Raw genomic sequence first — 21,992 nt, 5'->3', positions numbered from 1 at the left:
CGGTGGAGCGGCCACGATAACCGCAGCCGCCGCGGGCGCAAAGCCCGGGCGTCAGCGGGCGGCGGGCGTGGAGCCGGCGGTCGGCAGGTCCGGCAGCTCGATCTTGACCTCGAGCACTTCCAGTGCGTCCTGCTTCTCCAGGTGCACCTTGATGTCCTCGGCCTTGATCGACACGTACTTGGAGATCACCTCCAGCAGTTCGCGCTGCAACTGCGGCAGGTAGTCGGGCCGGCGCGCGTTGATGCCGCGCTCGTGGGCCAGGATGATCTGCAGCCGTTCCTTGGCGACGGCCGCGGACTTCTTCTTCTCGCCCAGCAGGAAGGAGAGGAAGGACATGCGCCTTACCTCCCGAAGATTCGCTTGAAGAAGCCGGGCTTGGCCGCTTCGGTGAAACGCATGGGACGGTCTTCGCCGAGGAAGCGCGCCACCACGTCCAGGTAGGCCTGGGCCACGTCGCTCTCCTTGTCGTGCACCGCCGGGATGCCCTGGTTGGAGGCCTGCAGCACCGACTCCGACTCCGGGATCACGCCGATCAGCGGAATGCGCAGGATGTCCTGGATGTCCTCCAGCGACAGCATCTGGCCGTCGGCCACGCGGCTGGGGTTGTAGCGGGTGATGAGCAGATGCTCCTTGATCGGCTCGGCGCCGTCCTTGGCCCGCTTGGTCTTGGAGCTGAGCATGCCCAGGATGCGGTCGGAGTCGCGCACCGAGGACACCTCGGGGTTGGTCACCACCAGCGCCTCGTCGGCGAAGTGCATGGCCATCAGCGCGCCGGTCTCGATGCCGGCGGGCGAGTCGCACACGATGTAGTCGAAGTCCATCGTCTTGAGCTCTTCCAGCACGCGGCCCACGCCTTCCTGCGTCAGCGCTTCCTTGTCGCGCGTCTGCGAGGCGGCCAGCACGAACAGGTTGTCGCACAGCTTGTCCTTGATCAGGGCCTGCGTCAGGTTGGCCTCGCCCTGGATCACGTTGACGAAGTCGTACACCACGCGGCGCTCGCAACCCATGATCAGGTCCAGGTTGCGCAGGCCCACGTCGAAGTCGATCACGGCCGTCTTCTTGCCCGCGAGGGCCAGGCCCGACGAGAAGCTCGCGCTGGAGGTCGTCTTGCCGACGCCGCCCTTGCCCGAGGTCACCACCACGATCTTGGTCATTTGCCTGAATCCTTCTTTGACTGGTTCGCGCCGCTTGTTGCGCTGGGGAATGGGGGGTTTTTTGCGGGGAGCCATCAACCGGTGATGGCTTCCAGCAGAAGCTTGTCGTCCTGCAGGCGGATCTGCGCGGGCTTGCCGGCCACGTCGGGGGGCAGGGCCACTTCGGAGGTGCGGTAGACGCCGGCCACGGCCACCAGCTGCGCTTCGAGGCAGGTGGTGAAGATGCGCGCGCCGGTGTCGCCCCGCGCCCCGGCGATGGCCTTGCCGCGCAGCGGCGCGTACACATGCACATTGCCGTCGGCAATGACCTCGGCGCCGAAGCTCACCAGGCCGGTGACGATCACGTCGCCGCCGCGGGCATACACCTGCTGGCCCGAGCGCAGCGGCCGGTCGATCAGCAGCGTGCCGCCTTGCGGCACCGGCACCTCGCGCACGATCTGCGGCGCGGGGCTGGGCGGCTCGGGCGGCCGTGCGGGGGCCGGGCCGGGCAGGGCAGCGATGGCCAGGCCCGCGGCGCGCGCCGCCTGGGCGTGGCGCTCGTCGGCACCGCGCACGGCCACGGGCTGGGTCTGGTGCCGCGCGAGGATGGTGCGCAGCTTCCTGAAGTCGATGCTGCGGGCGGCCTCGTCCTCGGGCAGCTGGGAGAGGTCGATCACCACCGGCTCCTGCTCGAAGAAATCGGGCGAGTCGGCCAGCTGCGCGTCGAGCGCGGCCGTCAGCACGGACAGGTCGGCGGTCTTGAGGATCACCGCCACCAGGGGCAGCGTGGCGCTCTTGAATTCGAAAACCGCGCGTGCGCGTGCGGCGGAAGCATCGGCCATCGAGAGACGGTGGGGAGAAATGGAGGGTGAATGAAAAAAAGGTTTCGCCACACTGGCGAAACCTTCGAAGTCTAACGGCGCAGCACCGCCCGGCGGCGCCGCGAAGGGGCCCTCAATGTGACCGGGCGTTTGCGTTGCGACCCAGCATGGCCCACAGCAGCAGGGCGCCGAAGGTGGCGGTGCCGATGCCGCCCAGCGCGAACTGGCCGAACTTGAGCGTGAAGTCGCCCGTGCCCAGGATCAGCGTGATGGCGGCCACGATCAGGTTGCGGTTGTCCGCAAAGTCGACCCGGTTGTCGACCCAGATCTTGGCGCCGGCCACGGCGATCAGGCCGAACACCACGATCGACACGCCGCCCATCACCGGCAGCGGAATGGCCTGGATCAGCGCGCCGAACTTGGGGCTGAAGCCCAGCACCAGCGCGATCACGGCCGCCACCACGAACACGGCGGTGGAATAGATGCGCGTGGCGGCCATCACGCCGATGTTCTCGGCATAGGTGGTGACGCCCGTGCCGCCGGCCGCGCCGCTCACCATGGTGGCCAAGCCGTCGCCCATGAAGGCGCGGCCGATCAGCGGGTCGAGGTTGCGGCCGGTCATGGCCGTGACGGCCTTGAGGTGGCCCAGGTTCTCGGCCACCAGGATGATGGCCACGGGCGCGATCAGCAGCATGGCGCCGGTGTCGAAGCGCGGGCCGGTGAAGGCCGGCATGCCCACCCAGGCCGCGGCGGCCACGCCCGACAGGTCCAGCGGCTTGCCCAGGCCCAGGCCATTCGCCAATACGGCATAGACCACGCTGGCCAGCAGCAGACCGGCCAGGATCAGCAGGCGCTGCAGCATGCCGCGCGCGAACACGGCGACCAGGCCCACGCACAGGAAGGTCATGGCCTGCATCCAGCTGTCGAAGTTGCCGGCTGCCATGTTCTTGATCGGCACGCTCGCGAGGTTGAGGCCGATCACGGCCACCACCGCGCCGGTGACCACCGGCGGCATGAAGCGCTCGATCCAGCCGGTGCCGATGGCCTGCACCAGCAGGCCGATGCCGAAGTACACCAGCCCGCAGACGATGATGCCGCCCAGCGCCACCGGCAGGTTGGCATTGGGCCCCTGACCGCCATAGCCGGTGGCGGCGATCACCACGCCGATGAAGGCGAAGCTCGAGCCCAGGTAGCTCGGCACGCGCCCGCCGGTGAGCAGGTAGAACATCAGCGTGCCCAGCCCACTCATCAGGATGGCCACGTTGGGGTTGAAGCCCATCAGGATGGGCGCCAGCACCGTGGCGCCGAACATGGCGATGACGTGCTGCACGCCCATGGCGCCGGTCTGCGGCCAGGACAGGCGCTCATCGGGCGCGACGACGGTGTTGCCCGTCATGGCGACTTCGCGCCACTGGAAAAGGCTCATGGGTTTCTCCTCGGAGTGTTTGTTGTTGGTTGTTCGGTGGGGGCGCGGCGCCGGCCGCTCAGCGCGGCTGCAGCACCGCCATGGTCAGGCGGGAGACGCAGGTCAGCTCGCCCTCGTCGTTGCGCAATTCGATCTGCCACACGTGGGTGCTGCGGCCGCGGTGCACCGGCCGGGCGGTGCCTGTGACCCAGCCCTTGGAGGCCGCGCGCAGGTGATTGGCATTGACGTCCAGCCCGACCGTGCGTTCGCCTTCGGGCACCGAATAGTGCGCGCCGCAGGAGCCCAGCGTCTCAGCCAGCACCACCGACACGCCGCCGTGCAGGATGCCGTAGGGCTGGATGGTGCGGGCGTCCACCGGCACGCGGCCGACGATGTAGTCGTCGCCGATCTCCACGAACTCCAGGCCGATGTGGCCGCCCACGGTGCCCACATGGCTGCGGGTGAGTTCCTCGATCGAGATGGGTTTCTGCCAGATACGCATGGGTGTCTCCGTCGGCTGTCGGGTTGGATGAAAGAGCCGCGGAACTATAGCCAGCGCACCTCGGCGGTGCAGTCGCCTGCGGGTGGCCGCCGCCGGTGGCGGGCTTGCCATCGCCCGCGGCTCGCAGACGCGGCACGGTTCCTACCCCGTTCGCGGCGTGGTCCCACAGTCTGCGCCCGCGGACGCGCTAGGCTGGTCCGCCAGCCCGCACTGCGGGTTCTCTACACCCCATGGAACGAGGAGCCCCCATGAGCCAGGACGACAAGAACACCCCCCCCGACGCCTTCCGCTTTCCCACCGCCGACAACCCGCAGGCGGCCGAGAAGGTGGCGCCGCCCGAGAAGCGGGAGCCCGACGAGGCCGCCCTCGACGAGGGCATCGAACAGTCCTTTCCCGCCAGCGATCCGGTGTCGGTGACGGTCAGCCCGCCGCCGCGCAAGCGCGACGAAGGCGCACGTCGGCCGGTAAAGGGCCTGGTCATTTCCAAGTCCTTCGCGCTGATCGCCTCGGCCGCCATCGCCGGCCTGGCCATCGCGGCCATCAGCCGCCCCGTGGTGCGGCGCCGGCTGCACTGGCGCTGAGCCTTCGTTACTTGGCGGGCGCGGGCGGAATGTTCAGCCCGCGCGCCACCGCCGGACGCGCGACGAAGGCGTCCAGCACGCGCTGCACCTGCGCGAAGTCGCCGAAGCCCACCAGTTCGCGCGCCTCGTAGAAGCCGACCAGGTTGCGCACCCACGGGAAGATCGCGATGTCGGCGATCGAATAGTCGCTGCCCAGCACCCAGTCCTTGCCCGCTAGGTGCTTGTCCAGCACGCCCAGCAGCCGCTTGGATTCGGCCACGTAGCGGTCGCGCGGGCGCTTGTCCTCGTAGTCCTTGCCGGCGAACTTGTGGAAGAAGCCCAGCTGGCCAAACATGGGTCCGATGCCGCCCATCTGGAACATCAGCCATTGCAGTGCGTGATAGCGGCCGGCGGCGTCCTTGGGGATGAACTGGCCGGTCTTGTCGGCCAGGTAGACCAGGATGGCGCCCGACTCGAACAGCGCCAGCGGCTGGCCGTCCGGCCCGTTCGGGTCGAGGATGGCCGGGATCTTGTTGTTCGGGTTGAGCGACAGGAACTCGGGCGAGGTCTGGTCGTTGGCGCCGAAGTCCACGCGGTGCACCTCGTAGGGCAGGCCGCACTCCTCCAGCATGATCGACGCCTTCACGCCGTTGGGCGTGGGCAGCGAATAGAGCTGCAGCCGGTCCGGATGGGTGGCCGGCCACTTGCGGGTGATGGGGAAGGCGGAAAGGTCGTTGGACATGGGGAGTCGAAGTCTTGGGGAGCGAGCGCGCCAGCATGCCGGAAGGCCGGTTGCGGTGCCGGCATGGCTGCCAAAGCGCCCACGCGGCGACCTCCTGCCCGGCCCGCGCTGCAGGCGCTCAGGCCGCGGGCCGGAATCCGGGCAGGCGGTGCATGCGCCGCCGCAGCGCATCGATGAAGGCCGTGACGCGCGCGGGCCGATAGGCGCCCGGTGGCATGGCCACACGGATGCTCACCGGCTCCAGCCACCATCGCGGTAGCACGCGCCGGACGCGGCCTGCGTCGATATCCGCCTGGCACATCCAGGGCGCTGCGGCGCCGATGCCGTCGCCGTTCAGGATGGCGCGGTAGCTGGACAGCAGGCTGTCGGTGCGCAGCGGTGTGTCGATGGGGACCATCTGCGCCCGGCCGCTCCTGTCCAGCAGCCGCAGCGTGCCCATCACATGCGGCACCAGGCCCACGCAGGGCAGGGTGGGCAGGCGTGCCAGCGTGACGGGACCGGTTCGTGCCAGCAGGGCCGGACTGGCCACCAGCACACGCTCCATCGAACCCAGCGCACGACTGACCAGCCCGGGGTCGCGCACCTCGCCCACGCACACCCAGCATTCGGCACCTGACGCAGCGAGGTCCACCACGCGGTCGGTCAGCGTCAGCTCGACCCGCAGTTGCGGCCAGGCGGCGCGCAGGTCGGTCACGGCATCGGTGAGAAAGCCCGTGCCGTAGCCCGATGGCCCAATCACGCGCAGCGTGCCCTCCGGCCGGCTGCGGGCGCCGGAGATGCGCTCGGCCAGTCCAGCCCACCGGTCGGCCAGCGCGCGCGCCTCGGCCACCAGCTGCCGCCCTTCGTCGGTGAGCGAAAAGCTGGCCGTGGTGCGCAGGGCGAGCTTGCAGCCCAGCATGCGTTCCAGCTCCAGCAGGCGGCGGCTGGCGGTGGGCTGTGTGATGCCGAGCGTCCGGGCGGCCTTGCTGAGCGAGCCGGCCTCGGCCACACGCACGAAGGTGTCGAGCAGGTCGAGGCGGTCATGGATCGGCTTCATGCGGCGAGCGTATAGGACTTCATCGTTCCATGCGACTACTGCAATTGCCGGGCCCGCCTTATCGTGCGGCCCCATGAACCGCGCCGCCTCCGACATCGACCCGCTGCCTGCCAGCGCTGACCCGCAACCTGCCCGCCTGATCGGCGACACGCCGCGCGGCGGCTCCGTGCTCAGCTTCTACAGTCCCCGCGGCGCGGCGCGACCGCCGCGCGTGGGCCGGGGCGAGGGCGTCTGGCTCTGGGATGCGGATGGCCGCCGCTACCTCGACGCCACCGCCGGTGCCGTGGTCGCCAACATCGGCCATGGCAACCGGCATGTGATCGCGGCCATGCAGGCGCAGGCCGAGCGCGTGAGCTTCGCCTATCCGCGCTTCTTCGAAAGCGAGCACAACATCGCGCTGGCGGATCGGCTCTGTGCGCTGGCCGGGGAGGGCTTCGACCGGGCCTTCTTCGTCTCGGGTGGGTCGGAGGCCAACGAATCGGCCCTCAAGCTCGCGCGGCAGTACGCCGTGGTCACGGGCCAGGCGGGGCGCTGGAAGGTGATCTCGCGCGACCCCAGCTACCACGGCTCCACCCTGGGCGCGCTGGCCGTGACCGGGGACGCGCACACCCAGGCCATCTACGGTCCCATGGTCAAGCCCATGCCGAAGGTGCCGGCGCCGCTGAGCTATCGCCTGCCGGAAGGCCACACGGCCGAGAGCTACGCCATGGCCTGCGCCGACGCGCTGGAGCGCACCATCGAGCAGGAAGGTCCCCAGACCGTGCTGGCCTTCATCCTGGAGCCCATCGGAGGGCTTTCCACCGGCGCCGTGGTCTCGCCGGCCGCCTACTTCCAGCGGGTGCGGCAGATCTGCGACCGCCACGGCGTGCTGCTGATCTACGACGAGATCATGAGCGGCGCCGGCCGCACCGGCGAATTCCTCGCCGCGCACCACTGGCCGGGCGCCCGGCCCGACCTGGTGACGCTGGCCAAGGGCCTGGCGGCCGGCTACACGCCGCTGGGCTGCCTGCTGGCACCGGCGCGCATCGTGGACGCGGTGGCAGGCGCGGGCGGGTTCGTGCACGGCCATACCTACTTCACCAATCCGATGTCCTGCGCCATCGCCAACGCGGTGATGGACGAGGTCGAGCGTCTGGACCTCGTGGCGCGGGCCCGGGAGCGCGGTGTCGGCCTGCGCCGCCGCCTGGAGGCCGTCGCTGCGCGCTCGCCGCTCGTGGGTGATGTGCGCGGCCTGGGCCTGTTCAGCGCCATCGAGCTGGTGGCGGACAAGGCCACGCGGCGTTCACTGCCGGCCGACTTCAACGCACCGGCACGGCTCACCGAACACGGTCTGCGCCACGGCATCGCGCTCTACAACCGCCGCGCCAACCTGGGGGCCTTCGGCGACTTCCAGATGATCACGCCCCCGCTGACCATCAGCGAGCTCGAACTCGACGAGCTGGTCGACCGCCTGGGCCGCGCGCTGGACGATCTGGCGGACGAAGTGGTCCGGCGCGGTCTCGCCTGAGCCCGGATCGGCCATCGACAACCCTACGACCAGCCGTCTCGCGCTCCTTGCAGGGACGGCGCCCTTGCCGGCCCCGGCTGCCAGCACGCCGACGGGCCGATCCCGCCTTTTCTTCCACGACCCGCGAAAAACACCATGACACTGCCTGCCTTCCTCCGCCTCGGCCTGGCCTGCGCCGGCCTGGCCTTCGCCTGCGCCGCACCGGCGCAGGTGCCCACGGGCAAGGGCCCGCTGCGCCTCGTCGTCGGCTATCCGGCCGGCGGCTCTGCCGACGTGCAGGCGCGCACGCTGGCCGACAAGCTGGCGGCCGACCTCGGCGTGGCCGTGGTGGTGGAGAACCGCACGGGCGCCGGCGGCCAGATCGCGGCCGACTATGTGCGCGGTACCGCACCCGACGGCCTGACGGTGCTGCTGGCCAACATGCACATGATGGTGATGCTGCCGCTGACCTCGCGCTCGGTGCGCTACGACCCCGTCAAGGACTTCGCCGCCGTCGGTCGCATCGCCACCTTCTACGAAGGCCTGGCCGTGCCCGCGGCCCTGCCGGCCAAGGACGTGCGCGAATGGCTGGCCCTGGCACGCACCGACGCCTCGCGCGGCAGCTACGGCGTGCCGGCGCCGGGCAGCGTCTCGCAGTTCATCGGCTTCCGCCTGGGCAGCGAGGCCGGCGTCAAGCTCACCGCCGTGCCCTACCGCGGCGCCGCGCCGCTGGTGCAGGACCTGCTGGGCAACCAGGTGGCGGCCGGCATCACGCCCATCGCCGATCTGGTGCAGTACCAGCAGGCCGGCAAGATCAGGATCCTGGCGGTCAACGGCGCCCAGCGCGCGGCCCAGCTGCCGGACGTGCCCACGCTCAAGGAGCTGGGCCAGCCGCATTTCGACAATCTGGAATGGACCGGCCTGTTCGTGCCGGCCGCCACGCCCGCCGCCACGGTCGCCCAGCTGCATGCCGCGCTCGGCAAGGCGCTGGCGCAGCCGGACGTGAAGGAGCGGCTGGCCAAGCTCAGCAGCGACGCCAACCCGAGCACGCCCGAGGCCCTGACGCGCCTGATCGCCGAGGACCTGCAGCGCTGGGGGCCCGTCATCAAGGCCTCGGGCTTCTCCACCGAATGACGGCGGCGATCCCGCCCCACCGTGCGCTGGCGCTGCCGGGTGTCCATGGCTACACGGGCGCCAAGACCGTGCATGCCGGCGAGGCCATCGACCTCCACCTGAGCGTGGACCGGCCCTGCCGGCTGGGCATCTACCGCCTGGGCGACGATCCCGAGGACCGCGCCAGCGATCGCCTGGTGGCCGACCTGGGCAGGGTGCAGCCGCACGTCCAGCCGATTCATCCCGGCTCCTATGTGCATGTGCCACGTGGGCTGCCGGCCGGCATTGCCCTGCCGGGCCTCACCCTGGAGTGCTGGGTGATGCCCTGGCGCGTGGACGGTCCGCGCCAGGCGCTGATCACGCAGTGCGATGGCCCGGCACAGGGCGGCTTCGGCCTCTTCATCGCATCGGACGGCGCGCTGGACCTGGACCTGGCCGATGCCGGAGCGCCGTCGGCCGGCGCTGTCCCGACCCATCGCTGGACCGCCGGCCGGCTGAAGGCCCGCGCCTGGCAGCATGTGGCCGCGACCTGGGACGGCCGCACGTCGGCGCTGTGGATCGACGGCATCTGCGTCGGACGCCAGGCCTGGACCGGTCCGCTTCGTCCCGGCGCCGCGCCGTTGCGGCTGGGCGCTTGCGGCGACGGTGGCGTGGCGCAGGCCTTTGCCGATGTCGACCTCGCCCTGCCGGCCATCCACGAATGCGCGCTGCCGGCCGAGGCGCTGGCGCAGCGCGTGACCGACCGCGGCCGGCATCTGCCCGCCCATCCCGCCCTGCGCGCCTGCTGGCCGCTGCGCGAGGGACGGGGCGAGGCGGTCGCCGATGCCAGCGGCCATCAGCGCAACGGCCGCATCGTCAACCACGGCACCTGGATGATCCGCGGCCCCGGCTTCGACGAGGCCGTGGCTGCCCGTGACGGCGACCCCTTCGCCACTGCCGGGCAGTGCCACGGCCTGCGGCTGGCGGCCGACGACCTCTACGACTGCCGATGGGCCATCACCCATCGCGTGACGCTGCCGGTGAACGCGCAGCCCGGCCTGCATGTGGCGCGGCTGGGCTTCGAGCTGGACGGGCGCGAGGCGGTGTACGACATCACCTTCCTGGTCAGGCGTCCGGCCGGTGCCGCGCCGGCGCCGCTGCTGGTGCTGTGCGCCATGAGCAGCTGGCTGGCCTATGCCGCGACGCCCTTCGCACGCAACACCGTGGACGACCCGGTCTGGCCGCGCCGATCCACCGGCCTGCCCAACAGCCATCCCGATGCGCCGGCCTACTGCAGCTACACCTTCCACCGCGCAGGCCAGCCCAGCTACTTCACCGGCCTGCGCATGCCCTGGCCCAACGCCAGCCCGGCGGCGCTCTACGACCCGGCCGGCAGCGGCTTCGCCCAATGGACGCGGCTGGAGCGCCGCCTGCATGTCTGGCTGGAGAAGGAAGGCTACGACTTCGACCTGCTGGCCGATCTGGACGTGCATCGCGACCCTGCGCTGCTGGCGCACTACGGCACCGTGGTGGTCAATGGCCACAGCGAGTACTGGTCCACGCCCGTGGTCGACGCCTTCGACGCCCTGCTGCGGCGCGGCGGCAGCGCGCTCGTGCTGTCGGGCAACACCATGTACCTGCGCGTGAGCTTCGACGAGGACATGGCGGTGATGGAGCAGCGCAAGAACGAGGAGCGCGGCGCCGATACGGCCCAGGCCGCGCTGCGCCCGCCCGCGGGTCCCTTCGGCGAGGAATTCCACAGCCAGGACTGGATGCGCGGCGGCCAGTTGCGCGGCGTGGGCCGTTCGGCCGCGAGCATCATCGGGCTGGAGACCGCGGGCTGGGGCTTTGCCGATGCCGGCGACTTCGGCGTGTACCACGTGACGGCCGCGCAGCATCCCTTCTTCGCCAATCCGCTGCCCGTCGGCCTGGCCGAGGGCGACACCTTCGGCCATGCGCCCGGTGGCGGCCTGCCGCGCGCCATCGGCCACGAATGGGACCTGACGGTGGCCAGCCTGCGGCGGATGACGGGCACTGCGCCTCCGGCGGGCGAGGCCTTGCCCGAGCCGCCCTCGGGCCTGCAGGTGATCGCGCAGGGCCGCCGCCGCGTGCCAGGCGCCCTGGACGCCTACCTGGACTGGTTCTCGCGACCCACCGAGGCGTTGGACGGCGGCCTGTCGGCCGAGATGATCGACTGGCAGCGGCCCCAGGGCGGGCGGGTCTTCCATGCCGGCGCGGTCGGCGCGGCCTGGGTCGTGGGGCACGATCCAGCCTTCGACCGGCTGCTGCGCAACGTGCTGCACCACTTCGACGTGCCTGCACCGCATGGCAGGCGCCCACCCGGCGGCCCGACCGGCTGATCGCACGCGCGGTGGCAGCCGGACCATCGCGTCGGCATCGCTCGATTCAAGCGGCGATCACCTCGGCATCCGCCACCGCCGCATGCAGCCGCGCCACGGCATCGGCGCGCCGCGTGAGCACGGCGCGTTGGTTGAGGTAGCCCTTGTCGGTGATCTCGCCGTGGTCGGCATCGGGGGGCGTGCCCAGCACCAGTGCGCGGGTGGGGCAGCGGGCCGAGCCCAGCCCGGAGGCCATGCGCTGGCGCATCGCGGCCTGCAAGGCCTCGCGCAGCTTCGCCGGTTCGGCGGCGCCCTGTGGACTGGGAAAGACCAGCAGGCCCACGGCCTCGCGGTCGTGGCCGGTGAGCACCAGGTCCTGCACCCAGGGCGCGAGCTGCGACACCAGCTCGATGCGCAGCGGGCCCACCGACACCCAGGTGCCGCTGCCGAGCTTGAAGTCCTCCGCCACACGACCGTCGAAGACGATGCCGCGCTCGGGCCGCGCGGCATCCACCAGGTAGCCGGCATCGCCGATGCGGTAGTAGCCCTCGGCGTCGAAGGCGGCCGCCGTCTCGCGCGGCTGGTGGCGGTAGCCGGGCGTCACCGTCACGCCGCGGATGCGCATCTCCAGCTTGCCGCCGTTGGGCACGAAGCGCACCTCCATGCCGGGCAGCGGATTGCCGATGCAGCCGGCGCCGTCGAGCGCCCAGTGGGCCGAGGTGATGGCCGGCGAGGTCTCGGTGCAGCCCCAGGAGGTGGTGAGCCACAGCGGCCGGCCCGGCCGCACGCGCTCGGCCAGTGCCTGCAGTCGCTGCCAGGTGGCGGGCGACAGCGCGGCCGCCGCGTAGAAGGCCAGCCGCAGCCGCGAGAGGATGTCCGCGGCCAGCGCGGCGTCGGCCTCCATCAGCGGCAGCAGCATGTCGAAGCCGCGCGGCACGTTGAACCACAGCGTGGGGCGCACCTCGCGCAGGTTGCGTGCCGTCTTCTCGACCAGGCCCGGTGCTGGCCGGCCCTCATCGATGTAGAGCGCGCCGCCATGGGCCAGCACCATGTTGAGGTTGTGGTTGGCGCCGAAGGTGTGGCTCCAGGGCAGCCAGTCCACCAGCACCGGCGGCTCCTGCGTCAGGAAGCGCCAGGTCTGGGCCATCATCTGCTGGTTCGCGCACAGCATGCGGTGGGTGTTGATCACCGCCTTGGGATGGCCGGTGGAGCCCGAGGTCAGCAGGTACTTTGCGTGCGTTTCGGGGCCGACGGCCGCGAAGGCGGCCCGTACGGCGGGCGTCTCAGGCGTGGCGCACAGCGCGGCGAATTCCAGGCCGCCGGGCCAGGCACCGGCATGGGCGCTGAACACGCAGGGCACGTCGAGGTCGCAGGCGGCGATGGCGGGGCCGTAGACCTGCCCATCGGCCGCATAGATCAGCCCGGGCCCCAGCAGCCGCAGCATGCCGGCCAGGCGCGTGTGGTCCTGCGTGAGGCGCGAATAGGCGCTGGACAGCGAGCAGCTGGGCCGGCCGATGTGCATGGCCGCGAGCATCATCACCGCATGGTCGATGCCGTTGTCCGACAGGATCACCACCGGCGCACCCTCGGGCAGCCGCAGGTCGAGCAGCGCCTGGGCCATGCGGCCGACCTGCGCGCGCAGCTGCACGTAGCTGACGCGCCGCCAGTCGGCGCCATCCGGCGTGCGCTCGGCCAGCGCCAGGGCATCGGGCGTGCGCTCGGCCCACTGTTCCAGCCACTCGCCCACGCAGCGGGCATAGGGTTGCAGGGCGACGGGCGATCGCAGCGAGAAGCTGCCATCGTCGAAGTCGATGCGCACGGCGCGCGGCGGTGCGACCTGGGCCGGATCGGCGAGGAAGTCGATGGGGGACATGGATGTCTCTCGAAAGGGGCGGACGCAGTCAGGGCAGGGTGCCGTCCCCGGCCTTGGCGCGCATCAGGTCGATCAGCAGGTCGTCGCGGCTGCGGGCCAGCGCGTCCTCGCGGCGTTCGCCGAGGGCCTCGGCCACGCCCTGCACCACGCGGGCCTTCAGCGCGGGCGTCATCGCCGGCTGGCCCAGGTCGCGCCACCAGCTCTCGATGGGCCCGCCCAGGTGCGCCAGCAGATGCTCCATGCCACCTTCGCCACCCGACAGGTGGAGGTTCATGAACGGCCCCATGACTGCCCAGCGCAGGCCCGGGCCATGGGCGATGGCGGTGTCGATGTCGGCCACGCTGGCCACGCCCTGGTCGACCAGGTGGAAGGCTTCGCGCCACAGCGCGGCCTGCAGCCGGTTGGCGATGTGGCCCAGCACCTCGCGCCGCACATGGATGGGCCGCTTGCCCAGCGCCGCGTAGAAGGCCATGGCCCGTTCGATGGACTCGGGCGCCGTGGCCTCGCCACCGCCCACCTCCACCAGCGGGATCAGGTGCGGCGGGTTGAAGGGATGGCCCAGCACCACGCGCTGGGGCGCATCGCAGCGCACCTGCATGCCGCTGACCGGCAGGCCCGAGCTGCTGCTGGCCAGCAGCACCTGCGGCGGCGTGGCGGCGTCCATGCGGGCATAGAGCTCGGCCTTGAAGTCGGCGCGCTCGGGACCGCTTTCCTGCACGAAGTCGCAACCTTCCAGCGCCCGCTCCAGCGAGTCGTCGAAGTGCAGCCGGGCGGGCGATGCGCCTTCGGCCAAACCCATGCGCTGCAGCGTGGGCCAGTGGCGATCAACCGCGGCGCGCAGCCGGTCCTCGGCCCCGGGCGCGGGATCGGTGGCCGACACGTCCAGCCCGCGCGCCAGGAAGAAGGCCGCCCAGCTGGCGCCGATCACGCCGGTGCCGACGATGCCGACGCGGCGCACGTACACGTGCCCGTTCATGACGCCTTCCAGCGTGCGCAGCGGCTTTCGGCGCGCGTGGTCCAGGCGGCCTCGCCGCGGATGGCCTCGACCACCTTGTAGTAGTCCCAGGGCTCCTTCGACTCCGCGGGCGTCTTCACCTGCATCAGGTGCATGTCGTGCACCATCAGGCCGTCGTCGCGCAGCCAGCCGCCCTGCACGAACATGTCGTCGAACTTGGTCTTCTTCAGCTGGGCCATCACCTTCTCGCCATCGTCGCTGCCGGCCGCCTGCACGGCCTTGAAGTACTGCAGCGCGGCTGAATAGTCGCCGGCATGGAAGGAGGTGGGCATGCGCTTGTGCTTGTCGAAGAAGCGCCGCGCCCAGGCCCGCGATTCGGGGCTCTGGTTCCAGTACCAGCTGTCGGTCAAAAACATGCCCTGCGCCGTCTTCAGGCCCAGCGCATGCACGTCCTGGATGGTGATGATCATGCCGGCCAGCTTCATCTTCTGCGCCAGGCCGAACTCGGCCGCGGACTTGATGGCGTTGACCGTGTCGCCGCCCGCGTTGGCCAGCGCCAGCACGTCGGGCCTGGCGCTGGTGGCCTGCAGCATGTACGACGAGAAGTCGCTCGCGCCCAGCGGATGCTTGACCGCGCCGGCCACCGTGCCGCCGCTGGCTTCCACCACCTTGCTCGCATCGGTCTGCAGCGCATTGCCGAAGGCATAGTCGGCCGTCACGAAGAACCAGCGCTTGCCGCCGCCCTTGACCACCGCACTGGCCGTGCCGCGGGCCATGGCCACCGTGTCGTAGGCATACATGACGGTGAAGGGCGAGCAGTGCTCGTTGGTCAGGCTGGAGGCGCCGGAGCCGACGACGAAGTAGGGCTTCTTCTTGTCGCGCGCCACGCCGGCCATGGCGATGGCGGCGCCGGAGTTCACGCCGCCGATCAGCATGTCCACCTTGTCCACGTCGAACCACTCGCGGGCTTTGGCGGCGGCGATGTCGGGCTTGTTCTGGTGGTCGGCCGTGAGCAGCTCGATCTTCTTGCCGGCGATGCTGCCGCCCATGTCGGCGATGGCCATGCGGATGGCCTCGGCGCCGGCCGGGCCGTCGTAGTCACGGTACACGCCGGACATGTCGCTGATGAAGCCGATGCGGACGGTGTCGTCCGAGATCTGGGCCGAGGCGCCGGTCGCGCAGGCGAGCGCGGCCGCCGCGGCCAGCAGCGCGCGGGTAAAGGTCATCGGTGGTCTCCTCGTGGTGGTCGGAATCAGGCGGCTGCGCCGGCGAGTGCCCGCGGCGCGAACTCGGGCCGCGGGCTGCCGGTGCGCGGCAGCCCCATGAGCTGGCGGGCTTCGTCGGGGGTGGCCGGTTCCATGTCCAGCTCGCGGATCAGCCGCACGATGCGCTCGGTGAGCTGCACGTTGGTGGCCAGCTCGCCCTGGCGGTAGTAGAGGTTGTCCTCCAGGCCCACGCGGGCATGGCCGCCCAGCAGCAATGCGGCCACGTTGGCCTCCAGCTGCGAGGGGCCGATGCCGCTGACGCAGAACAGACTGTTGCGCGGCAGCACGTCCACCATCTGCTGCAGGTAGCGCGGCGAGAAGGGCATCGCGTTCTGGAAGTTGCGGTGCACGTTCATCACCAGGTTGATGAAGTGCGGCGCCTCGTCGTGGCCTTCCTCGATCAGCGTGGTCACGTCCTGCAGGATGTGCGTGTGCGCGAAGACTTCCCACTCGGGCTTGATGCCGCGCGCCTTCATGCCTGCGGCCAGTTCGCGGCCCTTGGACAGCGGCGTGTCCATCAGGATCTCGCGGCCGCCGAAGCTGAGGTTGAGCGTGGTGGCGTCCAGCGTGCACATCTCGGCGCCGGCGTCCATGCCCTTGATGCGCTCCTCCCACGCGATCTCCCAGCGGTCGCCGGGCAGCGGCCGGATCATGTCGCCATGCACGCCACCGCCCGTGGAGTTGTTCAGCCCGATGTCGCAGCCCGCGTCGCGGATGCGCCGGTTGATGTCGCGGTAGATGGCGGGGTTGCAGGTGGCGCCGTCGTCGGGCCGCCGTGCATGGATGGCGACCACGCTGGCGCCGGCGTTCCAGCAGCGCAGCACGTCGGCGGCGATCTCGTCGGGTTGCGTCGGCAGATGGGGGCTCTGCGACTTATGGGCCATGCCGCCGGTGGGGGCGATGGTGACGATGACCTTGCGCTTGCTCATCGTGTCTCCTGATGTGTTCGTGGTAGGCGCGGCTATTATTTTTTTGGGGCCCCGCGCACTCAGTCGTTGCGATGACATTTGCGCTCGGGGTTAGTACCGGCCTTGCGTCGTGCCACGGCGGGCGCCATCGATTTCCAGGAGACCACCATCCGCCACCGTCCCGCGCCCGTGCGCAGAAGCCTCGACGACCTGCTGGCCCACAGCGCCTGGTACCCGGCATTGCCCGAGGCGACGCGGTCGCACGTGCGAGAGCGGATGCGCGAGGCCGAGGTGCCGGCGGGCACCGCGCTGTGCCGCATGGGCGATGCGCCGCTGCACTGGTATGGCGCCATCGAGGGCCTGCTGAAGTGGTCGGTGGGCAGTGCCGACGGTCGCTCGGTCACGCTCGGCGGCCTGTCGGTGGGCAGCTGGTTCGGCGAGGGCACGGTGCTGCGCGGCGCCGCCCGCACGGCCGACGTGATCGCGCTGCGCGACAGCCGCGTGGCGCTGATGCCGGCCGAGGTCTTCGACTGGTTGCGCAGCCACGAGCCCGGCTTCGCCGACTACCTGCTGCGCCAGATCAACGAGCGCATGCACTGGTTCCTGGGCAACTTCGCCGCCCACCACCTGCTGGACACCGACAGCAACGTGGCGCGGGCGCTGGTGGGGCTGTTCCATCCGTGGCTGCATCCGGGCAGCGACCCGCACCTGCAGGTCACGCAGGAGGAGATCGCGCACCTCTCGGGCGTGTCGCGTCAGCGCTGCAACGCCGCGCTCAAGCGCCTGGCCACCGACGGGCTGGTCGAGCTGGAGTACGGCGGCATCACGGTGGTCGACCTGGCCGGGCTGCGCGCCCGGGTGCCCGGCGCCTGAGCGCCGACGGGCGGCGCGCTAAACGCCCAGCCGCTGTGCCAGTGCGTCGGGCTGCGCCAGCAACTCGGCCGAGGCGCCGGCCAGCACGATGCGGCCCTTCTCCATCACCACCGCCTGGTCGGTGTGGTGCAGCACTTTGTGCCAGTCGCGGTCCACGATCAGCGTGGCGATGCCGCTGGCACGGATCTCGGCGATCACGCGCCAGATCTCGGCCACGATCAGCGGCGCCAGGCCCTCTGTGGCCTCGTCCAGGATCATGAGGCGCGGATTGGTCATCAGCGCGCGGCCGATGGAGAGCATCTGCTGCTCGCCGCCCGACAGCTGCTGGCCGCCGTGCGACAGCCGCTCCGACAGCCGCGGGAAGGTGGCCATCACCCGCTCGAAGGTCCAGGCGCGGCTGCCGTCGATGCCGGGCCGCGCGGCCATCACCAGGTTCTCGCGCACCGACAGGTTGGGGAAGATGCCGCGGCCTTCGGGCACGTAGCCGATGCCCAGCCGCGCCATCTTCTCGGGCGCCCAGCCGGTCACGTCGCGGCCATCGGCCAGCACCTGGCCGGAGGCGGGTCGCACATAGCCCATCAGGCTGCGGATCAGCGTGGTCTTGCCCATGCCGTTGCGGCCCAGCAGGCCCACGGCACAGGCGGCGGGCACCTGCGCATCGACGCCGCGCAGGATGTGGCTGTCGCCGTAGTAGGTGTGGAGGTCGCGGATGGAGAGCATGGAAGGCGGCTTCGCTTCAGGTTTGCGCAACGCAGCGCGGCACTTGCATCGCTTGGGATCGGCGCGGCGACGAGGATCGAGTGGCCGCGGAGCAGGCCAAGCCAGGGCACCCGCGGAACCGGCTTTGCCGGGCCGGGGGGTGCGCCCCCCTCCAAGCCGAAGGCGCCAGAGAGGGGGGAGCCGCGAAGCGGCATGGGGGGTGCTTCATCTCAATGTTCATCGCCAAGATAGGCGGCGCGCACGTCGGGATTGGTGCGGATGGCCTCGGGCGTGCCGGTGGCGATAACGGCGCCGTTGACCATCACCGTGATGCGGTCGGCCACGCGGAAGACGGCGTCCATGTCGTGCTCCACCAGCAGGATGGCGTGGCGGGCCTTGAGCCGCTGCAGCAGCGCGAGCATGCGGTCGGTCTCCTCGGCGCCCATGCCGGCCAGCGGCTCGTCCAGCAGCAGCACGCGTGGGCGCGTGGCCAGGCACATGGCGACCTCCAGCTGGCGCTTGGCACCGTGGCTCAGCGTGCCGGCGATGCGGTGCGCTTCGGTGCTCAGGCCCGCGGCCTCCAGGGCCTCGCGCGCGGCGGCATTGCTCGCCTGGCAGCGTGCCGACGATTCCCAGAAGGCCCAAGCCCGCGGCGTCGCCGCTTGCGCAGCCAGGCGGCAGTTCTCCAGCACGGTGAACTCGCCGAAGATGGTGGTGCGCTGGTAGCTGCGGCCCACGCCGCCCAGCGCGCGGCGCGGCTGGGGCAGGGCGGTGATGTCGCGGCCATCGAGCGTGATGCGGCCGGCCGAGGCCTCGATCTCGCCCGAGAGCATGTTGATCAGCGTGGACTTGCCGGCACCGTTGGTGCCGATCACCGCATGCACCTCGCCCACGTGCAGGTCGAGCGAAACCTCGCTCACCGCCACGAGGCCGCCGAAGCGGCGCGTCAGGCCCTGCACGCCCAGCAGAGCCCCAGTGGATGCAACGGCGTTCATCGTGCCGCTCCCTTGCTGGCGCCCAGCGGCGACAGCCGCTCCCGCAGGCCGATCAGGCCCTTGGGCAGCAGCGCCACGAAGACGATGATGACCAGCCCCAGGCTCAGCTGCCAGTGATCGGCCAGCGGGCCCACGAGGCCGTGGGTGGAGAGCACTTCCTTCAGCAGGGTGAAGGCCACCGCCCCCAGCACCGCGCCGCGCAGGTGGCCGAGGCCGCCGAGGATGATCATCAGCAGCACCTCGCCCGAGTTGTGCCAGGCCATCAGCTCGGGGTTGACCACGCCGTCGCGCGCCGCCACCAGAAAGCCCGCCAGCCCGGCCAGCGCGCCCGCGATGACGAAGGCCGCCAGCTTGTAGGCATAGGTGGGAAAGCCCACCGCACGCATGCGCTGCTCGCTCACGCGGATGCCCGCCAGCGCGGCCCCGAAGCGCGAGCGGCGGATCAGCGCCAGCAGGCCGTAGGTGCCCGCCAGCGCGGCCAGCACCACATAGAACAGCACCAGGCGGTTCTCCATGTCCAGCACACCGATGGCTGGGCGGATGTAGAGGTAGATGCCGTCGCTGCCGCCGCCCACCGGCGTGTCGTGGAAGACGAAGAAGGCCATCTGCGCGAAGGCCAGCGTGACCATGATGAAGTAGACGCCTCGCGTGCGCAGGCTCAAGGCGCCCACCACCAGCGCATAGAGCGCCGCGCCGCCCATGGCCAGCACCAGCAGCACCAGCAGGTTGCCGCCGTCCTTGCCCGAGGCCAGCACGGTGATGTACGCGCCGATGCCGTAGAAGGCCGCATGGCCCAGGCTCACCAGCCCGGTCATGCCCACCAGCAGTTCGAGGCTGAGCGCGAAGATGGCAAGGATCATCACCTTCACCACCAGGTCGGCCGCATAGCCGCCCAGCAGCGGCCCGGCGATGGCCAGGATCACGGCGGCGGCCAGCGGCAGCAGTGCGCCCTGCGGCAGGCCGCCGGTGCGGGTTGGGGTGGAGGAGGGCAAGGGTGGGGTCATCGCGGAAGACGTGGAGGTGTTCATGCGCGCTTGCCCATCAAACCCTCGGGGCGCCAGATCAGGATGATGGCCATGAGGAGGTAGATGCCGATGCCGCTCAGCTCGGCGAAGAAGACCTTGCCGAAGGTGTCGACGAAGCCGACCAGCAGCGAGGCCACGAGCGCGCCGGTAATGGATCCGATGCCGCCGATCACCACCACCACGAAGCAGATGATGAGCACGCTGGCGCCCATGTTGGGATAGACCGAGGACATGGGCGCCGCGATCATTCCGGCCAGGGCCGCCAGCGCCACACCGGCTGCGAAGACGATGCGGTAGAGCTTGCGGATGTCGATGCCCAAGCCGCGCACCATGTCGCGGTTGCTGGCGCCGGCGCGGATCATCATGCCCAGACGGGTGCGGTTGACGACGGCATACATGGCCACGGCCAGCACGATGCAGGCCACCGAGGCGAAGATGCGGTACCAGGGGTAGCTCATCACGTCGCCCAGCGCGAAGCTGCCCGCCAGCCAGCCCGGCAGCGGCACGCCGTGCACGTCGTTGCCCACCAGGATCGAGCGCAGCTCCTCGAACACCAGGATCAAGCCATAGGTCATCAGCACCTGCTGCAGGTGGTCGCGCTGGTAGAGGTAGCTGAAGAAGGCCCATTCCAGCGCATAGCCCAGCGCCGCCGCCAGCAGCACGCCGGCCACCAGCATCAGCAGGAAGCTGTCGCCGAATAGCGGCGCCAGCGAGAAGGCCATGTACGCGCCGATCATGTAGAAGCTGCCGTGCGCGAGGTTGATGACGCCCATGATCCCGAAGATCAGCGTCAGGCCCGAGGCAAGCAGAAACAGCAGCAGCCCGTACTGCACCGAGTTCAGGCATTGGACGAGGAAGGTCGAGAGATCCAAGGTCGGCCTCGCGGGCAATGAGAAGTGGAGAAGGCGCCGGCTTCAGCGGAGGCAAGGCGCCAGATATCGGAAGGCCGCGGAGCAGGCCAAGCCAGGAACCGCCGCGGAACCGGCTTTGCCGGGCCGCAGGCGGTGCCCCCGCGAGGGGGTTGCCGAAGCGGACGCAGTCCGCGCAGGCTGGGGGCGGTCTCTTACATCCGGCATCCACGCCCAGGGTCTGCCAGGCCCTTGATCGCCACATTCACCATCTTGTTCTCCTTGCCCTCCACCTTGCGCAGATAGATGTCCTGCACCGGGTTGTGCGACTTGCCGACGGTGAAGGCACCGCGCGGGCTGTCGATCTTCGCCTTCTCGACCGCGGCGGCGAATTCGGCCTTCTTGCTGGCGTCGCCCTTGGTCGCGGCCAGGCCCACGCCCAGCATCTGCGCGGCGTCGTAGCCCTGCACGGCGTACACGTCGGGCTGCAGCTTGAAGGTCTTGGCGTAGGCGGTGCGGAAGGCGTTGTCCTTGGGCGTGTTGAGGCCGTCGGCATAGTGCAGCGTGGTCAGCATGCCGGCGGCGGCATCGCCCTGGGCGTCCAGCGTGCCGTCGGTCAGGAAGCCGGGGCCGTACAGCGGGATCGTCTTGTTCAGGCCGGCGGCTGCATAGTCCTTCACCAGCTTGACGGCACCGCCGCCGGCCATGAAGGAATACACCGCGTCGGGCTTGGCCGCCGCGATCTCGGTCAGCAGCGCTTGGAACTCCACGTTGGGGAAGGGCAGCGTCAGCTGCTTGACCACCTTGCCGCCGCCCTTCTCGAAGCCTTCCTTGAAGCCGGCCGTCGACTCGTCGCCGGCCGCGTACTTCCAGGTCAGGGTGATGGCGGTCTTCTTGCCTTCCTTGGCCGCGACCACGCCCATCGCATAGGCCGGCTGCCAGTTGCTGAAGCTGCTGCGGAAGATGTTGGGTGCGCACATGGGGCCGGTCACCGCATCGGCGCCGGCGTTGGGCACGATCAGGATCGTGCCGCTTTCCTTGGCCGCCTTGGCCATGGCCATGGCCACGCCGGAGTGGACGGTGCCGATGATCACGTCGACGTTGTCGCGCTTGATCAGCTTGTTGACGTTGTCGGTGGCCTTGGCCGGGTCGGATTCGTCGTCCACCTTGAAGTACTCGATTTCGCGGCCGCCGAGCTTGCCGCCCTGCTCGTCCACGTAGAGCTTGAAGCCGTTCTCGATGGCCACGCCCAGCGCGCTGTAGGTGCCGCTGAAGGGCAGCATCAGGCCGACCTTGAGCTTGCCGGTGCCTTGGGCCGACGCGGTGACGGCCAGGCCGGCCAGGGCAAAGGCGGCGAGGGTGTTGCGGGGGAAGCGGATGGGCATGCGTCTGTCTCCTGGATTGTCGTGAAATTACTTTATAACTAAAGTAATGG

The 21,992-nt window shown here is 70.4% G+C and carries 21 protein-coding genes; 5 read left to right on the top strand and 16 right to left on the bottom strand.

What is annotated here, in order from left to right; all coding sequences use genetic code 11:
- Positions 1-51: 51 nt before the first annotated feature.
- The 5 genes from minE to ACT54X_RS00465 all read right to left on the bottom strand — a co-directional run bounded on the left by minE (position 52) and on the right by ACT54X_RS00465 (position 3,861).
- A complete protein-coding gene (gene minE, locus ACT54X_RS00485) occupies positions 52-336 on the bottom strand; it encodes a cell division topological specificity factor MinE (protein ID WP_017759337.1) in 285 nt (94 codons plus the stop codon).
- A gap of 5 nt (positions 337-341) precedes the next feature.
- Positions 342-1,154 carry a septum site-determining protein MinD gene (gene minD, locus ACT54X_RS00480; RefSeq protein WP_294366158.1) on the bottom strand — a complete coding sequence of 271 codons (813 nt, stop codon included), beginning with the start codon at positions 1,152-1,154 and terminating at the stop codon, positions 342-344.
- A gap of 74 nt (positions 1,155-1,228) precedes the next feature.
- Positions 1,229-1,975 (bottom strand): septum site-determining protein MinC, encoded by a 747-nt coding sequence (gene minC / locus ACT54X_RS00475; RefSeq protein ID WP_476344452.1) that lies wholly within the window; start codon positions 1,973-1,975, stop codon positions 1,229-1,231.
- 112 nt (positions 1,976-2,087) lie between these two features.
- On the bottom strand, positions 2,088-3,380 hold the full coding sequence (locus ACT54X_RS00470) for a solute carrier family 23 protein (protein WP_354319138.1): 1,293 nt from the start codon (positions 3,378-3,380) through the stop codon (positions 2,088-2,090).
- Positions 3,381-3,438: 58 nt separating this feature from the next.
- Positions 3,439-3,861: a PaaI family thioesterase gene (locus ACT54X_RS00465; protein WP_076505104.1), complete on the bottom strand. Its 423-nt coding sequence runs from the start codon at positions 3,859-3,861 to the stop codon at positions 3,439-3,441.
- Between the two features lie 248 nt (positions 3,862-4,109).
- Here ACT54X_RS00465 and ACT54X_RS00460 point away from each other — a divergent pair, with 248 nt between their 5' ends.
- Positions 4,110-4,442 carry a hypothetical protein gene (locus ACT54X_RS00460; RefSeq protein ID WP_476344450.1) on the top strand — a complete coding sequence of 111 codons (333 nt, stop codon included), beginning with the start codon at positions 4,110-4,112 and terminating at the stop codon, positions 4,440-4,442.
- Between the two features lie 7 nt (positions 4,443-4,449).
- On the opposite strand, the gene ACT54X_RS00455 is transcribed toward ACT54X_RS00460, so the two are convergent.
- Together ACT54X_RS00455 and ACT54X_RS00450 are read right to left on the bottom strand one after the other, a co-directional pair.
- Entirely contained in the window at positions 4,450-5,163 is a 714-nt protein-coding gene (locus ACT54X_RS00455; RefSeq protein ID WP_476344448.1) for a glutathione S-transferase N-terminal domain-containing protein, read from the bottom strand.
- A 118-nt stretch (positions 5,164-5,281) separates the two neighbouring features.
- Entirely contained in the window at positions 5,282-6,199 is a 918-nt protein-coding gene (locus ACT54X_RS00450) for a LysR family transcriptional regulator (RefSeq protein WP_476344446.1), read from the bottom strand.
- 73 nt (positions 6,200-6,272) lie between these two features.
- Here ACT54X_RS00450 and ACT54X_RS00445 point away from each other — a divergent pair, with 73 nt between their 5' ends.
- The 3 genes from ACT54X_RS00445 to ACT54X_RS00435 all read left to right on the top strand — a co-directional run bounded on the left by ACT54X_RS00445 (position 6,273) and on the right by ACT54X_RS00435 (position 11,137).
- Complete coding sequence (locus ACT54X_RS00445) at positions 6,273-7,706, top strand: aminotransferase family protein (RefSeq protein ID WP_476344444.1); 1,434 nt, start codon at positions 6,273-6,275, stop codon at positions 7,704-7,706.
- A 135-nt stretch (positions 7,707-7,841) separates the two neighbouring features.
- Complete coding sequence (locus ACT54X_RS00440) at positions 7,842-8,819, top strand: tripartite tricarboxylate transporter substrate-binding protein (protein ID WP_354319140.1); 978 nt, start codon at positions 7,842-7,844, stop codon at positions 8,817-8,819.
- A complete protein-coding gene (locus ACT54X_RS00435; RefSeq protein ID WP_476344441.1) occupies positions 8,816-11,137 on the top strand; it encodes a N,N-dimethylformamidase beta subunit family domain-containing protein in 2,322 nt (773 codons plus the stop codon). The genes ACT54X_RS00440 and ACT54X_RS00435 overlap by 4 nt, the downstream gene beginning before the upstream one ends.
- Before the next feature lie 46 nt (positions 11,138-11,183).
- On the opposite strand, the gene ACT54X_RS00430 is transcribed toward ACT54X_RS00435, so the two are convergent.
- The 4 genes from ACT54X_RS00430 to ACT54X_RS00415 are packed head-to-tail and all read right to left on the bottom strand — an operon-like array spanning position 11,184 to position 16,138.
- Positions 11,184-12,989: a feruloyl-CoA synthase gene (locus tag ACT54X_RS00430; protein ID WP_476344439.1), complete on the bottom strand. Its 1,806-nt coding sequence runs from the start codon at positions 12,987-12,989 to the stop codon at positions 11,184-11,186.
- Between the two features lie 28 nt (positions 12,990-13,017).
- Positions 13,018-13,965: a 3-hydroxyacyl-CoA dehydrogenase NAD-binding domain-containing protein gene (locus ACT54X_RS00425; protein WP_294366135.1), complete on the bottom strand. Its 948-nt coding sequence runs from the start codon at positions 13,963-13,965 to the stop codon at positions 13,018-13,020.
- Positions 13,962-15,170, bottom strand: coding sequence for an ABC transporter substrate-binding protein (locus tag ACT54X_RS00420; RefSeq protein ID WP_294366134.1), 1,209 nt, complete (start codon positions 15,168-15,170; stop codon positions 13,962-13,964). Before ACT54X_RS00420 ends, ACT54X_RS00425 begins: the two co-directional genes overlap by 4 nt.
- A gap of 26 nt (positions 15,171-15,196) precedes the next feature.
- Positions 15,197-16,138, bottom strand: a complete 942-nt coding sequence (locus ACT54X_RS00415) for a beta-keto acid cleavage family enzyme (RefSeq protein ID WP_476344436.1) — start codon at positions 16,136-16,138, stop codon at positions 15,197-15,199.
- 102 nt (positions 16,139-16,240) lie between these two features.
- On the opposite strand from ACT54X_RS00415, the gene ACT54X_RS00410 reads away from it, so the two are divergent.
- Positions 16,241-16,990 carry a Crp/Fnr family transcriptional regulator gene (locus ACT54X_RS00410; RefSeq protein ID WP_476344434.1) on the top strand — a complete coding sequence of 250 codons (750 nt, stop codon included), beginning with the start codon at positions 16,241-16,243 and terminating at the stop codon, positions 16,988-16,990.
- A gap of 18 nt (positions 16,991-17,008) precedes the next feature.
- On the opposite strand, the gene ACT54X_RS00405 is transcribed toward ACT54X_RS00410, so the two are convergent.
- From ACT54X_RS00405 to ACT54X_RS00385, 5 genes are all read right to left on the bottom strand, one after another.
- Complete coding sequence (locus ACT54X_RS00405) at positions 17,009-17,710, bottom strand: ABC transporter ATP-binding protein (protein WP_294366128.1); 702 nt, start codon at positions 17,708-17,710, stop codon at positions 17,009-17,011.
- A gap of 209 nt (positions 17,711-17,919) precedes the next feature.
- On the bottom strand, positions 17,920-18,684 hold the full coding sequence (locus ACT54X_RS00400; protein WP_294366126.1) for an ABC transporter ATP-binding protein: 765 nt from the start codon (positions 18,682-18,684) through the stop codon (positions 17,920-17,922).
- On the bottom strand, positions 18,681-19,688 hold the full coding sequence (locus ACT54X_RS00395; protein WP_294366124.1) for a branched-chain amino acid ABC transporter permease: 1,008 nt from the start codon (positions 19,686-19,688) through the stop codon (positions 18,681-18,683). Before ACT54X_RS00395 ends, ACT54X_RS00400 begins: the two co-directional genes overlap by 4 nt.
- Before the next feature lie 20 nt (positions 19,689-19,708).
- Entirely contained in the window at positions 19,709-20,581 is an 873-nt protein-coding gene (locus tag ACT54X_RS00390) for a branched-chain amino acid ABC transporter permease (RefSeq protein WP_294366123.1), read from the bottom strand.
- A gap of 191 nt (positions 20,582-20,772) precedes the next feature.
- On the bottom strand, positions 20,773-21,942 hold the full coding sequence (locus ACT54X_RS00385; protein ID WP_017757731.1) for an ABC transporter substrate-binding protein: 1,170 nt from the start codon (positions 21,940-21,942) through the stop codon (positions 20,773-20,775).
- Positions 21,943-21,992: the final 50 nt, after the last annotated feature.

The sequence above is a fragment of the Pseudacidovorax sp. DMC4 genome (genome assembly GCF_056314265.1).
Note: the sequence above shows the minus strand (reverse complement) of the source record. Positions and strands in the feature narration are given on the sequence as shown.